This window comes from Arthrobacter mangrovi (genome assembly GCF_026011795.1).
Taxonomy (GTDB): Bacteria; Actinomycetota; Actinomycetes; order Actinomycetales; family Micrococcaceae; genus Crystallibacter; species Crystallibacter mangrovi.
Map to the genome: position 1 here is coordinate 50,144 of NZ_BRVS01000011.1, position 17,544 is coordinate 67,687.

Here is a 17,544-nt window from a genome sequence, read left to right on the forward strand (position 1 = left end):
CGATGGATACCCAACAGGCGGCCGGCACCTCCGTCCTCCCGGCCGACCCGGGCGCCCTCACTCCGGCCGAGGCGCGCGCCGCCTTCCGCTCCGGGCTGGCCGTCCCCACCGCCGGCTGGTCGCGCGGCTTTGCCCAGGCCAACCTCATCATCGTGCCGCGGGACCTGGCGTTCGACGTGCTGCTCTTCGCGCAGCGCAACCCGAAGCCGTGCCCGGTCCTCGGCGTGCTCGACGCGGGCGAAACCAGCGGGCCGCTGCTGGCCGGCGGGGACATCCGCACCGACGTGCCGCGCTACACCGTCTACCGGGACGGGCAGAAGGTCGACGAACCGACGGACATCAGGCAGTACTGGCGGGACGACCTCGTCACCTTCATCGTCGGCTGCTCATTCACCTTCGAGTCCGCGCTGCGCGAGGGCGGCATCTCCATTGCGCACATCGACCAGAACGTGAACGTGCCGATGTACCGGACCGAAGTGCGGTGCGAACCGGCCGGATCGATGGCGGGCCCGCTCGTGGTCTCGATGCGCCCGGTCCCCGCGTCCCAGGTGGCCGACGCCGTCCGCATCACCTCCCGCTACCCGGCGGTCCACGGCGCGCCGGTACATGTGGGCAACCCGCACGAACTGGGCATTGCGGACCTGGCCAGGCCGGACTTCGGCGACCCGGTGGACATGCCCGAGGGCCATGTGCCGGTGTTCTGGGCCTGCGGCGTCACCCCGCAGGCGGCCGTGATGGAGTCCCGTCCCGCGCTGGCCATCGGCCACGCGCCCGGGCACATGCTCATCACGGATGCCCGGGACAGCCAGTACCTGGTCCCTTAATCCGCGAACGACGGGCGGGACTCAGGCCCGGGTGACCTTGACGGTCGCCGCGGGGCAGGAGTCGGCATAGCGGATCAGGGCCGCGCGCTCCCGGCTGTCCGCCTTCAGGCCCCAGCGGATCTTCATGGCGACCCAGTCCGCCACGTACTTGCAGCGGTTCCTGGCCGGCATCCAGTCCTCGGGGCCCTTCGCCTGCTTGGCCGAATTCAGCCTGGACGTCTGCGCGTTCAGGAGGCGGCCGTCGCCCAGGTCGTTGTAGAACGCGACGCGGCGGGCCTGCGACCAGGAACGGGCCCCGGAACCCCAGGCCTCGTGGACCGGGACGAGGTGGTCGATCTGCACGGCCGACGCCGAATAGTGCGTGCGGTTGTCCCAGTTCGTGACCCACTTGCCGCTCCGGACCGTGCAGCCCCTGGAGGTCGTGTAGGTCGTGCGGACCTTGGATTCCTGGATCAGCACCTCCGCCCGGGTGTTCTGGCAGTCCCGGTTGGTGTCCTTCCAGTCGCCGAAGTAGCGGTCCCGGTCGTAGCCGGTGTTTTTCTCCGCCGCGACCGGAAGCGAGCGGGCGGCGGTGCGCAGCGACGCCTTGTAGGTGCCGGCCGCTTCAGCCGGTGCGGCCAGCCCGCCCAGCAGCAGGGCAGCCGTGAAGACGGCAGCGATGATTTTCCCCAACATTGAAGGTCCCCCAACCTTGTCTTTCCCCATGCTGCCGAACAAATAAACCCCAACGGTTCCAGGCAGCGGTTATACGATACATGATGGTTCATCCTGCGGCCATCCCCGGGAGGCGGCGCAGTTGGGTGGGGCGGCTCCTCGGCGGCGCGTTGTCCGCACAGGCCCTGCCCGCCCAGGCCCTGCCCGCACAGGGCGCAAGGTCAGCGCAGCCGGCGCTGGCGGTGCATGGGGAAAGCTGCACGGGTGGTGTCGACGGCCTCCACCGGGACGTCGACGACGGCGAGACCCGGCTCGGTGCCGAGCTGCTGCAGGGACGCACCCATCGGGCTCACGACGACGCTGTGTCCGATGGAGTTGGGCGGGGACTGGCAGGCGCCGGCAAGGTAGAGACCGTTCTCGATGGCGCGGGCGGCGGTGAGACTGAGCCACTGGTTCGTTTTGTGCTCTCCGGGAACCCACGCCGCACAGACGAGCAGGACCTGGGCTCCGGCGTCGGACAGTGCCCGTGAAAGCTCGGGGAAGCGGAGGTCGTAGCAGGTCATCAGGCCGAAGCGGACCCCGCCCAGGTCGAACAGGACGGGGTCCGCGGTGGGCGCGGGTTTGATGAACCGGGACTCGGTGTAGCCCTGGGCGTCGAAGAGGTGGATCTTCCGGTACCGGGCGAGCCGGGAGCCGTCCGCGGCGAAGGCGGCGAGGGTGTTGTAGGCACGGCCGGGTTCGTCGCTGGATTCGACGACCCCGGCCACGAGGGCGATGCCGTACCGCCGGGCGGTCTCCGCGAGGGCCGCACAGACGGGACCGTCCAGCGGCTCGGCAACCTCCGGAAACGAAGCGTCCAGTACCTTCTTGTCGTAGGTGGCGTATTCGGGCAGGACCAGCAGCTGTGCCCCGCCTTCCGCCGCGGCACCCGCGAACGCGTCGATGGCAGCAAGGTTCGCACCGACGTCGTGCCCTGACGCAAGCTGTCCCAGTGCAACACGCATAGTGCGGTCCTTCCTCGCTGCCGCTGCTAGGCGGCGACTTCCTCGGTGGCCTTCATCTCCGGCGGGGCGGTCCGGAAGCCTCTGGTGATGATGGCCAGCAGGATTGTTCCGGCCACCAGCCAGATCAGTCCGAGCGTAATCGCGTTGACGTCCAGCCGCGAGAGCAGGTACGCACAGACGACGGCTCCGACAACGGGAGCGACCAGGTAACCGAAGGGGTTCAGCGCGATGCCTTCGCGCCGCCGCCGGAAGAAGTGGAAGATGACGGAGATGTTGACCAGTGTGAAGGCGGTGAACGCCCCGAAGTTGATGAACGACGTCGAGGTCGCGACATCGAGGAAGATGGCGATCAGCCCGACTGCACCCGTAATCGCCAGGTTGACCACCGGCGTGTGGAAGCGGGGATTGAGCCGGCCGAAGACGGCCTTGGGCAGCACGGCATCGCGTCCCATCGCGTAGAGCAGGCGCGAGGCACTGGCCTGGGCGGCGAGGCCGGAGGCGAACTGCGCCGCCACCAGCCCGGCGAGGAAGACCGCGCCGAAGAGCTGTCCGCCGATCTGCAGTGCGATCTCGCTCGCGGCGGAGGCGGAATCCTCGAAGGCACCGCCGGGGTGTACGAGCTGGGTGAAGTAGGAAACGGTGATGAAGATGCCGCCGCCGATCAGCGCGATGAGCATGATGGCCCGCGGCATGTTCTTCCGCGGCTCGATGGTCTCCTCGGTGAGCGTGGTGACGGCATCGAAGCCGAGGAAGGAATAGGCGGCGATGGCCGCGCCGGCCGTGATGGCGCCGAAACCCGATTCCGGATTGATGAACGGCTGGGAGCTGATGAGTCCGGCGGCCCCCGAGCTGGAGACGATATGTCCGATGGACAGCCCGACGAAGAACACGATGACCAGCAGCTGGAATGACATCAGGAGGTAGTTGGCCTTGTCCGCGACCTTGATGCCCAGGATGTTCAGCAAAGTGGTGACGGCGATGAAGCCGATGATCCAGGCCGCGATCGGCACTCCGGGGAACTGCGCAGTCAGGTAGGAGCCGCCGATCAGCCAGATCACCATGGGCAGGAAGAGGTAGTCCAGCAGGATGGCCCAGCCAACCAGGAAACCGACGCGCGGGTCGATGGACTTGCGCACGTACGTGTAGGCGGAGCCGGCCACCGGGTAGGCGATGGCCATGCGGCCGTAGCTGTGCGCGGTGAAGAGCATGGCAATCAAGGCGACGAGGTAGGCCGAGGGGGAGGCGCCGGCCGTGGTTTCCGCGATAACGCCGAAGATGCCGAGGACGATCAGCGGCGTCAGGTAGGCCAGGCCGAAGAGCACCAGCGACGGCAGTTTCAGCGTGCGGGTCAGCGCAGGGGAAATGGGTGTGCTCACTTAGATGTTCCTCATGTCCGGGACCTTCGGGGTCCAGTTGGCCGGGTCGATCCGGCCTTGGTAGATGGGCAGCTCGATGGGTGGTTCCCCCGGGTGGAATTGGGACCACGGGCGGTTCACGTTTTCGGTTCCGTGCGTCCGGACGCGGTCGACGACGGCGAGATCGAGTTCCGCGGCGAGCAGTGCCGGAGCATCGTCCCCGGCTTCCGCAATGACGTTTCCCTCCGGATCGACGATCAGGCTGCGGCCCTGGCCGGTGGGGCCGGCACAGTTGACGCTGACCATGAAGACCTGGTTGACGATCGCGTTGGCTTGCGCGAGCACCAGTTCCTGCCGGCGGTCGGGGGTGGTGGTTTTGACGACATTGAGGATTACCTCGGCGCCCATCCAGGCCAGTTGGCGGGTGACTTCCGGGTACCAGGCGTCGTAGCAAATGTGCAGTCCCACCCGGCCCATGCCGTCCAGGTCGACGACGCTGAAGCTGTCGCCCGGATCGTAAGGCTCGTGCGGCCGCCACGGGAAGATCTTGCGGTAGTAGCCGGCGAGTTCCCCGGCAGGCGAGAGCACCAGCTGCGTGTTGAAGAGCTGGCCTTCCGGGCCGCGCTCGCAGACACTGCCGGGCACGAGCCATACGCCGAGGTCTCCGGCGAGCTGCCTGAGGTCCCGGACACGGGGGCCGTCGAGCGGCTCGGCGCTGTCCTGCAGGGCCTCGGTGCGCTGCAGGTCCGGGGAGCCGTCGGCAAACAGATGCAGCTCCGGAAAGACCAACAGCTTGGCCGAAGGGTAGCTGGACAACGCGCTGCGGACCTCGTCCGCGAAGGCCGAGACCGGTTCGCCGATAAGGCGCGGCCGGGCCTGCGCTGCAACGAGGGGGAGGGGTCTTTGCATGGGTAGCTTCCAGTCGATCGTGAGTGACTTGTGACATAATAGATCAAGTTGAACCAATAAAGGAAGGGGCTGGATGAGGCCCGTATGGTTGTTCCTATGACCACCGGCACCGCACCCTCGGAGCGAGCCCTGACCGAAGCGGCGGGCTCCGCGATCGACGAGGGCGTGCTGGCCGGCATCGACCGCCGCAGCGCCATCGATGCGGTGCGGCTTCGGATCAGCACCGCGATCCTGCTCGGCCTGCTGCGGCCGGGGGAGCGGTTGCCCGACCAGAAAGAGCTTGCCCTCGGGCTCTCCGTCAGTCCGATTACCGCGCGGCGGGCGCTCACGAACCTGGCCGAGCAGGGCATTGTGGTGCGTCGGCGCGGCCGCGGCGGCGGCACGTTCGTCGCGGACGAACCGCCCCGGCAGCTGCTGCAGGAACTCACGGCCGGGCCGGAAGAGTTCACGGCCATCCACCGGTTGGTGGACCGCCGCCTGCTCTTTGAATGCACCGTCACGCACTATGCCGCGCTGAATGCCTCCGAGGAGCAGTTGGAGGAGCTGGATCGGCTCACCCGGCGGATGGCCGGCGCGACCGGCTGGTCGGAGTACCACCAGGCCGACGACGAGTTCCACCGGCTGGTGGCGCGCTGCTCAGGGATGGGTACTGCTGTCGACGAATACAACCATGCGCTTGCCGACTTGTACGCCTACTTCCTGCCGTACCCGATCGAGCACCTGCACAATTCCAACCGGGACCACGTCCGGCTGGTCGAGGCCTTGCGCGCACGGGACGTGCTTGCCGCGGTCGACGTATCCCGGCGGCATGTGGCGATCCTGCACAGGACAATGTTCATGGGACTCCTGGAGGACGGGCAGCCGAATCCCTGAGCGGGGCGGGGCTTCCCGCGGGCGTGGACGGCCTCGTCGGGGAGAACGGCAGCGGCAAGTCCACGCCCGTGTTTCAAAGGTTGATGCGGTGGAGCATGCGGAGGGCCTGGCGGGCGGTCGGGCGGTCTTCGGGCCGCGCCGCGGTCATGGTTCCGAGCAGGGCGTTCCAGCGCCGCCCCAAGGTGTAGGGGAGGGCCGGGCCGCGCAGCGTGCGCGCGACCATCGATTCCACCGCTGTGCCGGGGAAGGCCTTGGCTCCGGTCAGGCATTCCAGGGCTACCAGGCCCAGCGCGTAGATGTCGCTGGCCGCCGTGGCCTTGGTGCCGAACGCCTCTTCCGGGCTGATGTAGTGCGCGGTGCCGGACGTAGATGCCAGCGGAGCGTGGCGCCGGCTCGTGGCGACACCGAAATCGGCCAACTTCGCAACGACCGAAGGCGAGCCGTCGGCCGCGGACGGGACCAGGATGTTCGCCGGCTTGATGTCGTTGTGGACGATGCCTTTCCGGTGCACCTGGACGAGCGCGTCCAGGATGGAGCCGAGCCACGCGGCCGTCATGGCCGGGGTGGCCGGACCGGCGTACAGGATGCTGCGCAGGTTCCGTCCCTCCACCAGGTCCATGACCGTGAATCGCCGCGGTGCATCGCCGTCGTGGTCCGCCGGAATCAGGCCGTGGTCCCGGACCGGCACGACTGCCCAGTGGCGCAGGCGCCGGTGCATGTCCACTTCCCGCTGGAAGCGCTCGTCGGCGTGGGAGGCCTCGGGCCGGAAGATCTTGACGGCGACGCGCTCGCTCGTGCGCAGGTCCCCGGCGTCGTACACCACCGCCTCCGAACCGCTGCCCAGCACGGGGCCGAGCTGGTAGCGCCCGGCGATGGGACGAGGTCCGGAGGTGTCCGTGGCGGCGGGGGCAGGACGGGGCGTCTCCGTGTGCTTGGTGGTTAGGCCGGGGAGGGTCACTGAAGCACAGCTTCAAGCTCGGCCTCCGTGAGGCCGGCGGCCGTGCGGAGTGCTGTCCGCTCCGCTCCCTGTGCTGCGGCCGCCCTCACGGCCTTGCCCAGCGCTTGCTGCGCGGCGTCAAGTTCCCACTGCAGGCTTTCGAGCCGTGCTGCGGCCAGCCAGACGCCGTCCAGCGGGTGGAGCGTCAGCGCCGGTGCGGTGTCCTTGCGGAACCCGCACGCGCAGGTCCACTCCAGGTTCGTGGACCCGGAGGCCGCCGCCTCGGCCAGGATCATGGGGCGGCGGCAATGGATCGGGGCCGCCGGTCCATCGAAGGATTCGGCTGAGGGCGCCATCGCCGCGAATTGGAAGGCCGTCTCTGCCGCACTGCCCTGGCCGTCGAAAACGGACTGCAGGCCGGTTGCCTGGATCGGATCAACTACTTCAGTCACAGCGAACTCCTAATCTTGCTGATAGTTCAGGGTGAAAGTATCTCGCCTAACTAGTTATATGGGGGTTTAGCGATTAAGTCCACTCGAGGAGCACGGCGTGTTAGTCATCGTCCCTCATCGTTCTCGGAGTCGATTGCGTCGACGGCATCGCGCATGCTGGTGAGGAACCTGGCGATGATCTCGGCCTCCTTGGCCGAGAGGGAGCTGGCGACTGCGATCATGCGCTGGTGCATCAGCCCGAGGGTGCGGCGCACCTCCTCATCCGAGCCGGGGGTGGGGCGAAGGATGAGCGCCCGCCGGTCGGTGGGGTGCGGCTCCCGGCGGATGTGGCCGGTCTTGACGAGCCGGTCGATGAGGGTCGTCATGGAGGCCGATGTAACCCCTAGCTGGGAGCCGAGTTCCTTGGGGCCGACGGCCCTGCCCTGTGCCTCGGCCTGGAGCAGGTAGCGCAAGGCCAGCAGGTCCGTTTCACCCATGCCCATGGAGGATCGGGTCCGCCTGCGCATGGCGGCCTCGGAGGCGCGGTACTCCCGCAGCGCGTTGAGGACGCCGACGGCGCCGGCCTGCTGCTCCGTGTCCTGCGTGTACCAGTAGCCTCCCGCTCCGGCTTTTTCCTGCACGTTCTCGGTCCTTCGATAGACGTAAATCTTGCTTGTCTAGTAATCGATCATAACCATTCACCAGGGAAGGCTTCCAGCGGACGCCCGCGCCTCCGGCCGATTCTTGAGCAGGAATTGCGGTCCCGCAGGGTTTGTCCTTGAGGTTCGCCCGGGAAACTGGAGCAACTGGTTGATGTACCTGCGTTCCGGCCGGGCCGGAACGCCTCGTAGTGGCGGAGGAGGGGCGCGTGTCATGAGCGCGCAATGTATCGGGGTCTCCCGGGTCGTGGTGGTGAGCAGGCATGCCCTGGTGGGCGAGCTGCTGGTCGCCTCGCTGGCCCGCCACGACGACCTGCACCCGGCCGGCTTCGCCTCGACCATCGAGCAGGCGGTCGCGCTGTGCCTCGAACAGGCTCCCGACGTGGTGCTCATGGACTACCGGATGCCCGGCGGCACCGGGCTGGACGCCGCCGAGCAGATCCTGCAGCGGCTGCCCCGAACGAGGATCATCCTGCTCGCCGTCGACCTGTCGTCGGAGGAACTCCTGCGGGTGGTTGAGGCAGGCGTGAGCGGCCTGCTGCCGCTGGACGCCTCGCTGTCATCGGTGCTGGAGGCGCTGCGCTACGCCACCCCCGCGGCCATGGCCGTCCACCCCTCCTTCCTGATCCCTTCCTTCGGCGCCGACGGTGTCAGCTTCGACGGCCCGGCACTGACCCGGCGGGAGCTGCAGGTCCTGGGCATCCTGGCATGCGGGAACGACGCCCGTGCCGCAGCCCGCGACCTCGACATCTCGCTCAACACTTGCCGCGGCTACATCAAGTCGGTGCTCGCCAAGCTCGGCGCGCACAGCCAGCTGGAGGCCGTGGCCACCGCCCGCAACCTGCGGCTTATCGCCTGACTACCGGTGCCGGGTACCTCTCCCGGCCAGCACCGCCCGGTAGCCGGAGCGGTAGTCCGGGTAGGCGAACTCGAAGCCGGTCCCGCGCAGCCGCGCATTCGAGAGCCGGCGGTTGCCGCCCCGTGCGGACTTTCCCTCAGACTGTTCCGGCGCGGGAGCGCCCGTTTCGTGCGCAAGGAAATTCACGACGTCGGACATTTCCGCCGGCGCATCATCCACCCCGATGTAGGTCCCGGGAGAGGCATTCGAACGGATGAGGTGGACGACGGCGGCAGCGGCGTCGTCGCGGTGGATGCGGTTGGTCGGGTGGGGCGCCGCCGGGGCGGCTGCCGTGCCGGAGCGAACCTGGTCGATCAGCCGGGTCCTGCCGGGACCATAGATGCCCGCCAGCCGGAGCACCAGGCCGTCCGGCCGCCGCCGGAGGAGCAGCTCCTCGGTTGCCAGCAGGACCTTGCCCGTCGGCGTCGCCGGGGCCGCCGGGGTGTCCTCGTCTACCCAGGCCCCGTCCGCATCCCCGTACACCGCGGTGGATGAGACCAGCAGGATCCTGGCGGGTTCCGCGGGGCCTGAATCGATGGCATCCAGCACGCGCTCCAGGCCGCGCAGGTAGGTGGCCTCGTACGCTTCGACGCTGCGTTCGGGGGCGGCCGGGGCGAACACCACGGCTTCGGCATCCGCCGGCAGCGCGGGCAGCGGCCCGCCCAGGTCCGCCTGTACGCCGGCCAGTTCGGCGGGCAGGAGTTCGGGCCGCCGCCGCCAGCCCTGTACACGGTAGCCTGCCTCGGCGAAGCGCAGCCCGGCCTCGGTCCCCAGGTCTCCGCAGCCGATGATGACGATGCTTCCGCGCTTTTGGTCCATGCCCGCCTAACGCACGGCGGCCGCAGCTTTGTTCCGCAACAGCGGGAAGCGCAAAAACTGCGGCAGCCGGGTGCGCGGGTTTTATCCTGCGGCGATGGATTCGAGGTCGACGACGAGGTCCGCCCGGTCCCGGGTGGCCCGGATGAGTTCGGCGTTCCGCTCGTCCACCTCGCGGACCCAGGCCGCGGCCGCCTCCGGGGTCTTGCCGAAGAGGACATGGCGTTCGGTCAGCCGCCGGAGCCGAAGGGCATCGTCCTGCTGGCAGTACCAGACCTCGGTGCACTGCTGCCGCACCTCCCGCCAGCCCGGCCGGTCCAGCAGCAGGTAGTTGCCCTCGGAGACCACGGTTTCCGCAGCGGGGAAGACCGGGACCGTTCCGGCGACGGGCTGCTCAAGTACCCGCTCGAAGCCGGGCGCGTAGACCACGTGGCCGCGTTCGGTCCGCAGCCGCGCCAGCAGGGCCGCATAGCCGTAGGCGTCGAAGGTTTCCGGCGCCCCCTTGCGGTCCAGCAGCCCGAGCCTGGCCAGCTCGGCATCGGACAGGTGGAACCCGTCCATGGGAACGTGGGCAAAGCGGGCCTCCTCCGGCGCCGCCGCCCCCGCATTGAGCCCGCGGACCAGGGCCTCCGCGAGGGTAGTCTTGCCTGCCCCGGGCGCTCCCACGATCCCGATGACCGTCCGGCCGCCGCGCGGGTCGGCGAGCGACGAGGCCCGGTCCAGCAGTTCCGGCAGCATCATCGGACCGCGTTGGCCTGGAGGTGGTTCTCCATGAAGCGGCGGGCGTGGACGGCGAGGCCAGCGCCGTCGGTCCACAGGTTCCGCCAGATCGCCAGGTCGTTCTCATTGATATTCATGGGCCGGGTGTCCAAAGGATCAGGGCGTGGTCGTGGCCGATGTTGTCGGCCAGCCGGAGCGCGTCGCAGGCGGTGCTTATGACGTTGGTATCCTAGCGGCCGCAGAACGCCTTCAGCCACGGACACCAGCGCCTGAGGCCGGCCGTTTGTCCGGATGACGCCGGTGACACTAGACATGGCCCGACATTCGCCGGCGCACGCCGCGGGCACCGGCGTCGTGCATAGGATTGCTCCAGACGCAGTTCGGCTGCAGACCCGGGACAGGAGAATTCCAGTGCTAAACGTCATCAGCTACAACCTCCGCAAGCATGCCGCGAGCGGCGAGCTCATGGACCTCAGCGTCAACTACGACGTCGATGTGATGTGCCTGCAGGAGTGCGACACGGAGAAGCTGCCGCACAAACTCGACGACCTGGAACTGGCCGATTCGACCAAGGGCAACCGGCTGGGACTCGCCGTCTATTACCGCCGCAGCCGCTTCACCGCGCTCGAGACCAACACCTTCTCGCTCAAGAAGTCGCTGCACGACTACGTGCTGTCGCCGGCGCACGAGCGGCTGCTCGGGGTGCGGCTGGTGGACGATGAGACGGAGCGCGAGGTGGTGGTCGGGGACTTCCATGCGGCGCCGCTGACCGCCACCAACTCGCTCCGCCGGCACCAGATCCGCGCCGGCCATGCGGCCCTGCTGGGCATGGGCGGCGCCAAGACCCTCATGGTCGGCGACTTCAACTACCCGTTCTTCACCAAGAGCCTCACCGAACACCTGAAGGAAACCGGCTACGAACTCTCGCTGAGCAACCGCCGGACCTACACGCGCTACGCCGTATTCAAGGGGCATTTCGACTTCGCCACCTCGCTGGGACTGGACATCAAGAGCGTGGAAACCCTGCCGCGCGGCGAATCCGACCACCTGCCCATCCTGGTGACTGCCGAATACACCTGACCCCTTGACCAGGCCGTGTCCCCGGGGTGCACTGGAGATGTTGCGCGGCGCCGCTCCAGGGAAGGACATTGGCGATGAAGGCAGGAACACGCGTCAGCTGGAACACCCCGCAGGGCCGGACCCGCGGGAAGGTTATCGAGCGCAAGACCAGCGACTTCCAGCTGGACGGCCACACCTTCCGCGCCAGCGAGGATAATCCGATGTTCGTCGTTGAATCTGAAGCCTCGGGGGCCCGCGCGGCGCACCGGGCCGACGCCCTGGCGGAGGACTGACGTGGCGGCCCGCCACGAAGTGCTGGTCATCGGCGGCGGCAACGCCGGCATCTCGCTCGCCGCCCGGCTGCGGCGGTACAAGGTCGGGGACATCGGGCTGGTCGAGCCGCGCACCACCCACTACTTCCAGCCCTTGTTCTCCCACATCGGCGCGGGTGCCGCCAGGATGAGCGAGGCCATGCGGGACCAGGCCAAGGTCATGCCGCGCGGGGTCGAATGGATCAGGGGCTCCGTGGCGGACATCCTGCCCGATGAAAACGTAGTGGTCCTCGCGGACGGGAGTCGGGTGGGCTACGGGCAGCTCGTGGTGTGCCCGGGCCTGCAGCTGGACTGGGACGGGGTACCGGGCCTCGCGGAGGCCATGGCTTCGCCGGACGTGACGTCCAACTACGATCCGGCAATGCCGGAAAAGACCTGGGCGCTGGTGCGGTCCCTGCGGCACGGCACGGCCGTCTTCACGCAGCCGCCCGGCCCTGCGAAGTGCGCCGGCGCCGCCCAGAAGATCGCCTACATGGCCTGCGACTACTGGCGCGAACAGGACGTGCTCCGCGACATCCGGGTGGTCCTCGTGGTTCCCACGCCCACGGTCTTCGGCGTCGAGGGCGTGGACGCGTTGCTCGACGCAAAGGTCGCCGAGTACGGGATCGAGCTGCGGACCGGCACCACGCTGGCCGGCGTGGATGCCGCGCGCCGGACGGTGTCCCTGGCGGGCCCGGCGGGGACCGAGGAGCTCGCCTTCGACCTGCTGCACGTGGTGCCGCCGCAGTCCGCGCCGGACTGGTTGAAATCCACGGCGCTGCCGGCCGCAGGGGATGCCGGCGGCTTCGTGGAGGTGGACCCGGAGCTGCTCCGGCACCGGCGCTATCCGAATGTGTGGTCCCTGGGCGATGCGGCGGCGACGCCGAACTCCAAGTGCGGCGGGGCCCTGCGCAAGCAGGTCAAGGTGCTGGCCAAGAACCTCAAGGCCGTGCTGGCCGGGACCGAGCCGCAGCAGCGCTACAACCACTATGGCGTCTGCCCGTTCACCCTGACGCGGCACACGGTCCTGTTCGCCGAGTTCGACCACCAGTACCGACCCATGCCGACGTTCCCCTGGCTCGACCCGGCCAAGGAGCGCCGCTGGGCGTGGGTGCTGGACCGCCGGATCTTCCCGCAGATCTACTGGCACCTGATCCTCAAGGGGCGTGCCTGACCGCAAGGGAGGCTACTGCAGAGCGAGGCTACTGCGGGACGATGATCTGCCAGGCGTCCGGTTCCACGGTCCAGGAACGGCGGGTGTAGGGGCCGCGGATTTCGCCGTCGTCAATGGTGGAAAACGGACCGCGCGTCCCGGAGATAACGACGGCGGTGCCTCGCCCGGCCGTTACGTCCTTCCTCCTCGCGTGGTTGCCGTCCTTCAGTTCGAGGGCGTAGGCGACTCGGGCCGGAAGGCTGACGGCTTCCCAGACGATGACGTCGACCTGGCCGTCGTGGGGATCGGCCTCGGGCACCAGCCGGGCGCCGCCGCCGATCGTGCCGCCCAGGGCCAGCGCGGCCATGAGGACGGGTTCCTCGCCGGAGTGGATGACCTTGCCGTCGACAGTGACCTCGAGCTGCCAGCCCTTCTCAGTGGCGCCGGCCGCAATGGCCCCGGCGACGTAGCCGAGCTTGCCCAGTTTGACCCGGCCGAAGGTCTTCTTGGCGGCCGCGCCTTTCTGGACCGCGGCGACCCCGATCCCGACGTGGACCGCGTTGACCGCGATGCCGCCGTCGTCGGCCACCAGCAGTTCGATAGGCCGCGCCCGGCCGGACAGGACGATGCCGGCTGCCTGCTCGGGATCCGGCGGGATGCCCAGGGTTCCCGCGAGGTCGTTGCCGGTCCCGAGCGGGACGAGGCCAATGGGGCCGGCGTCCCGGAGCTGCCCCTTCGTGTGGAGGCACTGCACCGCGGCGTGCAGCGAGCCGTCGCCGCCGAGCACCACCAGCCGCCGTCCGTCCAGGCCGTCGAGCGCGCGGTCCAGTTCGTCGAGGCTGTGGGTGGCGGCCGATTCCACCGGGTGTCCGGCACGCCGGAGCACCCCGAGTGCGGCCTCGACCGCGTTCTCGTCGGCGGTTCCGGCCGACGCATTGACAACAGCCAGAAATCCGGGCCCAGCCATGGTGCCCTCCCGTCGCAGTTTTGGACTCATCATAGGCGCCCGGTCTCAAGGCCTTGCGGGGAGACCCCGGCGGGGCCGGACGGCTAGCGCTGCGGGGAGGTCCGGACGGCGCCGATGCTGGCCGTGATGACCAGGGCGATGGCCACCAGATGGCTCCAGCCGAGTTCCTGGCCCAGCACGGCGAACCCGGCCAGTGCCGCGACTGCGGGAGCCAGGCACGTCAGCACCGAGAAGGTCGCCGCCGGGATGCGCCGGAGCGCAATGAGTTCGAAGGCGTAGGGGAGCGCGGACGACATCAGGGCGACGCCCAGTCCGACGGCGAGAACCAGCGGATCCAGCAGGGCGGTGCCGGCGGTGAGGACCGCGCCCGGAACGGTGATGACGGTGCCGAAGGCCATGGCGAGCGCGAGGCCGGCCAGGCCGGGGAAGGCGGCACCGGTGCGCGCGTTGAGCAGGATGAAGAAGGCCCAGCAGGCCGCGGCCCCCAGGGCGAACAGGACGCCTAAGGGGTCGATGCCGCCGTCGGCGCCGCCGCGGCTGATCAGGGCGACGCCGGCGAAGGCGAGCACGGCCCAGAGGACGGCGATCCAGCGCCGGCTGGCGACTACGGAGAGCACCAGCGGGCCCAGGACCTCGAGGGTGACGGCCACGCCGAGCGGCAGCCGGTCGATTGCCGCGTAGAAGAACGAGTTCATGGCCGCCATAGCCGCGCCGAACCCCGCCGCGGTCCACCACGCCGCCTTTCCGTACCCGCGCAGCCGGGGCCGGGCAAAGGCCAGCAGGACCACGGCCGAGAAGAACAGCCGCAGGAAGACCATGCCCAGCGGGCCGGCGGCCGGAAAGACCAGCACGGCCAGCGCGGCGCCGACCTGCTGGCACAGGATGGCCGCCAGGACCAGCCCCAGTGCACCCGCGTAACCCGACGCCGCGGGGGAGTCTGCAACCGACGGCATGTTCATGGGAGTAACGCTAGGGACCGCAAGCGCCGGAGCGAAATCGAACCTGTCACCTGGCTGCCGCGGCGAGGAACCGCCGTCGTTGTTACATCCCGTCCGCGCGGAGTGGGCGTCCCTACTGGCGGCCTACCTATGCGTCTGGCAGTGTGGGATGCAGCCGGTTCCGGCGTCCATAGCACCGATGTTCAAGGAGATGAGCCGATGGCCGATTCGCTCGCATCGACGGAGCAGGCCTCACAAGAGCGCGCCGCAGACGTCGCCGACAGCGAGGCCGTACCGGAGGAGGTCCCCGAGGCCCCCGCCCCGGAAATCAGCTACGACGAACAGTTCTACCCCGCCCGCCCCCGGCAGCTGCGGCCGCGGGCCCGCCGTCGCCCGTGGACGCCCGGCCAGCCCCCGTTCGAGGCCGACGCCCGCAACCCCGTCTACGTGGAATGGCTGCGCAACCAGTCGATGCTCGGCGACGCGAAGGTCATCGCGCGCCAGCTCTCCGGCCAGGCGAGCATGTGGCAGAACCCCTTCGCCTACCCGAACCCCCGCGCAGCCGTGGAACGGGCGTCCGTGTGGTTCACCGCCTACCCGCTCTCGCTCATCACCGGGCCAGCGCAGACCTTCCTGGCGGCGCTCGGCGACCCGGGACTCTGGCAGGCGTTCGAGCAGATCGGCATCAAGGCCATCCACACCGGGCCGGTGAAGCTGGCCGGCGGGCTCAAGGGCTGGGAGCACACGCCCAGCGTGGACGGGCACTTCGACCGGATCAGCATGGCGATCGACCCGCTATTCGGCACGGAGGACGAGTTCCGCGCGATGTGCGAGGTGGCTACCGAGCACGGCGGCACCATCGTGGACGACATCGTCCCGGGCCACACCGGCAAGGGCGCGGACTTCCGGCTGGCTGAGATGAACTACCGGGACTACCCGGGCATCTACCACATGATCGACATTCCGGAATCGGACTGGCACCTGCTGCCGGACGTGCCCGACGGCGACGATTCCGTCAACATCGACGCGGACACCGAGCGGGCGCTGCAGCAGGCCGGGTACATCATCGGCGAACTGCAGCGTGTCATCTTCTACGAGCCGGGCGTGAAGGAAACCAACTGGAGCGCCACCCGCCCGGTCATGGACACCACCGGGCAGATGCGGCGCTGGGTCTACCTGCACTACTTCAAGGCCGGACAGCCCTCGATCAACTGGCTGGACCCCACCTTCTCCGGCATGCGCATGGTCATGGGGGATGCCCTGCACTCGCTCGTGGACCTCGGCACCGGGGCGCTGCGGCTGGACGCCAACGGCTTCCTCGGCGTGGAGAAGAGCGCGGAGGAGCGGCCGGGCTGGTCCGAGGGACACCCGCTGTCCGAAGCGGCCAACCAGATCATCGGCAGCATGGTCCGCAAGGTCGGCGGGTTCACCTTCCAGGAGCTCAACCTCAGCATTGACGACATCAAGGCGACGTCGGAGACCGGGCCGGACCTCTCCTACGACTTCGTGACCCGGCCGGCGTACCACCACGCGCTGGTGATGGCGGACACCGAGTTCCTGAGGCTGACCCTGCGCCAGGCCATGGAGATCGGCGTGGACCAGGCATCCCTGGTGCACGCAATGCAGAACCACGACGAGCTGACCTACGAGCTGGTCCATTTCATCACCAAGCACAAGGACGAGGTCTTCGAGTACGACGGCGGCGAACTCACCGGGGCGGAACTCGCGCACCGGATCCAGCAGGACCTGCGCGACGGCATCACCGGCGAGGCCGCGCCGTACAACCTGGTGTTCACGGCCAACGGCATCGCCTGCACCACGGCCAGCGTGATTACCGCGGTGCTGGGCATCAAGGACTTCAGCGCGATCACGGTCGAGGACGTCGACCGGATCCGCCGGGTCCACCTCCTGCTGGCCATGTACAACGCGCTGCAGCCGGGCGTTTTCGCGCTCTCCGGGTGGGACCTCTGCGGCATGCTGACGCTGGACCGGTCCAAGGTGGCCGACCTGCTCTCCCGCGGCGACACCCGCTGGATCAACCGTGGCGCCCACGACCTGATGGGCTTCAACCCCTCCGCGCAGGCCTCCGCCGCCGGCATGCCGAAGGCCAAGGCCCTTTACGGCACCCTGCCGGAGCAGATGGAGGACGAGGACTCCTTCGCCCGGCAGCTTTCCCGCATCCTGGCCGTCCGCGAGCAGCACGGCATTGCCAAGAGCGGGCTGATCGACGTGCCGGACGTCTCGCATCGCGGCATGCTCGTGATGGTGCACGACCTTCCCTCGGGCGACCGCGAGGTCACGGTCCTGAACTTCTCAGACCAGGACATCGCCGGCACCGTCCGCTCCGAGCTGCTGGCCACCGGCGCCGAGGTGACGGACGCGTTCAGCGGCGAGCCGGTCGGAACGGTCGATGACCTTCACAGCTTCTACATCCAGCTGGAGGCCTACCAGGGCACCGCCCTGTTGGTGGTGGCCCCGGAACCGGAAGAGGAGGGCGACGGCGAGGCGTCCGAGGGGGCGAACCGCGCCTAGATGAATAAGTTAAGTCCTATTAGGGCCTAAGAAGACAGCAGGCACCCGGTGGCATGCGCTCCTCATCGCCGATGACCCCCCAGCAACACCGAAGACAAGGGGAATCAATCATCTTGGCCTGGCCCAGCCGCCTAGGCCCTCACGTGGCAGGGTCCCTCCCCGGCCCTAAGATTTCCAATGGCGCCCACTCCTAACACTCCTAGAAGGGTGGTGGGGTGGTGTCGTTGTAGGGGTCTGGTGGCGGGGGTGGGGGTGGTGTGATCCCGTGGCTGATCCAGGAGCCGTCGGGGTAGCTGGTGTAGGTTTGGCCGGTCCTGGTTTGGTGGCGGATGACGCCGTGGGGGAGCTGGGTGGTGTGCCAGTCGTCGTTGTGTTTGGCCAGGTGGTCGGGTTTGCAGCGCAGGGCGAGGTTATCGAGTTCGGTTTTGCCGCCGTGTTCCCAGGCCAGGGTGTGGTCGAGTTCGCAGTGCTTCCAGTGGGTGCGGCAGCCCAGCCCGCGGCAGG

General features: G+C 68.8%; 19 protein-coding genes. 7 read left to right on the forward strand and 12 right to left on the reverse strand.

Going from position 1 to position 17,544, the window contains the following annotated elements:
- The first annotated feature begins 2 nt into the window (after nt 1-2).
- The gene (locus tag AHIS1636_RS12150; RefSeq protein WP_264796091.1) at nt 3-824 is read left to right on the forward strand and encodes a putative hydro-lyase; all 822 of its coding nucleotides are present in this window, start codon (nt 3-5) and stop codon (nt 822-824) included.
- 21 nt (nt 825-845) lie between these two features.
- Here AHIS1636_RS12150 and AHIS1636_RS12155 read toward each other — a convergent pair whose 3' ends face one another.
- The 4 genes from AHIS1636_RS12155 to AHIS1636_RS12170 form a co-directional block, all read right to left on the reverse strand.
- Nucleotides 846-1,499: an HNH endonuclease family protein gene (locus AHIS1636_RS12155; RefSeq protein ID WP_264796092.1), complete on the reverse strand. Its 654-nt coding sequence runs from the start codon at nt 1,497-1,499 to the stop codon at nt 846-848.
- Between the two features lie 200 nt (nt 1,500-1,699).
- Complete coding sequence (locus tag AHIS1636_RS12160) at nt 1,700-2,482, reverse strand: carbon-nitrogen hydrolase family protein (protein ID WP_264796093.1); 783 nt, start codon at nt 2,480-2,482, stop codon at nt 1,700-1,702.
- A gap of 26 nt (nt 2,483-2,508) precedes the next feature.
- Nucleotides 2,509-3,858 (reverse strand): APC family permease, encoded by a 1,350-nt coding sequence (locus AHIS1636_RS12165; RefSeq protein ID WP_264796094.1) that lies wholly within the window; start codon nt 3,856-3,858, stop codon nt 2,509-2,511.
- Entirely contained in the window at nt 3,859-4,746 is an 888-nt protein-coding gene (locus tag AHIS1636_RS12170; protein ID WP_264796095.1) for a carbon-nitrogen hydrolase family protein, read from the reverse strand.
- 96 nt (nt 4,747-4,842) lie between these two features.
- Here AHIS1636_RS12170 and AHIS1636_RS12175 point away from each other — a divergent pair, with 96 nt between their 5' ends.
- Nucleotides 4,843-5,619 carry a FadR/GntR family transcriptional regulator gene (locus AHIS1636_RS12175; protein ID WP_264796096.1) on the forward strand — a complete coding sequence of 259 codons (777 nt, stop codon included), beginning with the start codon at nt 4,843-4,845 and terminating at the stop codon, nt 5,617-5,619.
- A gap of 73 nt (nt 5,620-5,692) precedes the next feature.
- On the opposite strand, the gene AHIS1636_RS12180 is transcribed toward AHIS1636_RS12175, so the two are convergent.
- The 3 genes from AHIS1636_RS12180 to AHIS1636_RS12190 all read right to left on the reverse strand — a co-directional run bounded on the left by AHIS1636_RS12180 (nt 5,693) and on the right by AHIS1636_RS12190 (nt 7,628).
- Complete coding sequence (locus AHIS1636_RS12180) at nt 5,693-6,577, reverse strand: serine/threonine-protein kinase (RefSeq protein WP_264796097.1); 885 nt, start codon at nt 6,575-6,577, stop codon at nt 5,693-5,695.
- Complete coding sequence (locus AHIS1636_RS12185; protein WP_264796098.1) at nt 6,574-7,008, reverse strand: hypothetical protein; 435 nt, start codon at nt 7,006-7,008, stop codon at nt 6,574-6,576. Before AHIS1636_RS12185 ends, AHIS1636_RS12180 begins: the two co-directional genes overlap by 4 nt.
- A gap of 104 nt (nt 7,009-7,112) precedes the next feature.
- Nucleotides 7,113-7,628, reverse strand: a complete 516-nt coding sequence (locus AHIS1636_RS12190) for a MarR family winged helix-turn-helix transcriptional regulator (protein WP_264796099.1) — start codon at nt 7,626-7,628, stop codon at nt 7,113-7,115.
- Between the two features lie 232 nt (nt 7,629-7,860).
- On the opposite strand from AHIS1636_RS12190, the gene AHIS1636_RS12195 reads away from it, so the two are divergent.
- Nucleotides 7,861-8,505 (forward strand): response regulator, encoded by a 645-nt coding sequence (locus AHIS1636_RS12195; protein ID WP_264796100.1) that lies wholly within the window; start codon nt 7,861-7,863, stop codon nt 8,503-8,505.
- Here AHIS1636_RS12195 and AHIS1636_RS12200 read toward each other — a convergent pair whose 3' ends face one another.
- Nucleotides 8,506-9,363 (reverse strand): SDR family oxidoreductase, encoded by an 858-nt coding sequence (locus AHIS1636_RS12200; protein WP_264796101.1) that lies wholly within the window; start codon nt 9,361-9,363, stop codon nt 8,506-8,508.
- An 81-nt stretch (nt 9,364-9,444) separates the two neighbouring features.
- Nucleotides 9,445-10,101, reverse strand: a complete 657-nt coding sequence (locus AHIS1636_RS12205; RefSeq protein WP_309298612.1) for a nucleoside/nucleotide kinase family protein — start codon at nt 10,099-10,101, stop codon at nt 9,445-9,447.
- Between the two features lie 390 nt (nt 10,102-10,491).
- Between AHIS1636_RS12205 and AHIS1636_RS12210 the strand changes: the two genes are divergently transcribed.
- The 3 genes from AHIS1636_RS12210 to AHIS1636_RS12220 all read left to right on the forward strand — a co-directional run bounded on the left by AHIS1636_RS12210 (nt 10,492) and on the right by AHIS1636_RS12220 (nt 12,624).
- Nucleotides 10,492-11,160 carry an endonuclease/exonuclease/phosphatase family protein gene (locus AHIS1636_RS12210; protein WP_264796102.1) on the forward strand — a complete coding sequence of 223 codons (669 nt, stop codon included), beginning with the start codon at nt 10,492-10,494 and terminating at the stop codon, nt 11,158-11,160.
- Nucleotides 11,161-11,234: 74 nt separating this feature from the next.
- The gene (locus AHIS1636_RS12215) at nt 11,235-11,432 is read left to right on the forward strand and encodes a hypervirulence associated TUDOR domain-containing protein (RefSeq protein WP_373875835.1); all 198 of its coding nucleotides are present in this window, start codon (nt 11,235-11,237) and stop codon (nt 11,430-11,432) included.
- Nucleotide 11,433: 1 nt separating this feature from the next.
- Nucleotides 11,434-12,624 carry an NAD(P)/FAD-dependent oxidoreductase gene (locus AHIS1636_RS12220; RefSeq protein WP_264796104.1) on the forward strand — a complete coding sequence of 397 codons (1,191 nt, stop codon included), beginning with the start codon at nt 11,434-11,436 and terminating at the stop codon, nt 12,622-12,624.
- Nucleotides 12,625-12,652: 28 nt separating this feature from the next.
- On the opposite strand, the gene AHIS1636_RS12225 is transcribed toward AHIS1636_RS12220, so the two are convergent.
- Nucleotides 12,653-13,570 carry a diacylglycerol/lipid kinase family protein gene (locus tag AHIS1636_RS12225; protein ID WP_264796105.1) on the reverse strand — a complete coding sequence of 306 codons (918 nt, stop codon included), beginning with the start codon at nt 13,568-13,570 and terminating at the stop codon, nt 12,653-12,655.
- 83 nt (nt 13,571-13,653) lie between these two features.
- On the reverse strand, nt 13,654-14,523 hold the full coding sequence (locus tag AHIS1636_RS12230) for an EamA family transporter (RefSeq protein ID WP_373875836.1): 870 nt from the start codon (nt 14,521-14,523) through the stop codon (nt 13,654-13,656).
- Nucleotides 14,524-14,727: 204 nt separating this feature from the next.
- Between AHIS1636_RS12230 and treS the strand changes: the two genes are divergently transcribed.
- Entirely contained in the window at nt 14,728-17,040 is a 2,313-nt protein-coding gene (gene treS / locus AHIS1636_RS12235; RefSeq protein ID WP_264796107.1) for a maltose alpha-D-glucosyltransferase, read from the forward strand.
- Nucleotides 17,041-17,239: 199 nt separating this feature from the next.
- On the opposite strand, the gene AHIS1636_RS12240 is transcribed toward treS, so the two are convergent.
- A partial coding sequence (locus tag AHIS1636_RS12240; protein WP_264796108.1) for an HNH endonuclease signature motif containing protein occupies nt 17,240-17,544 on the reverse strand: 305 nt, incomplete at its 5' end.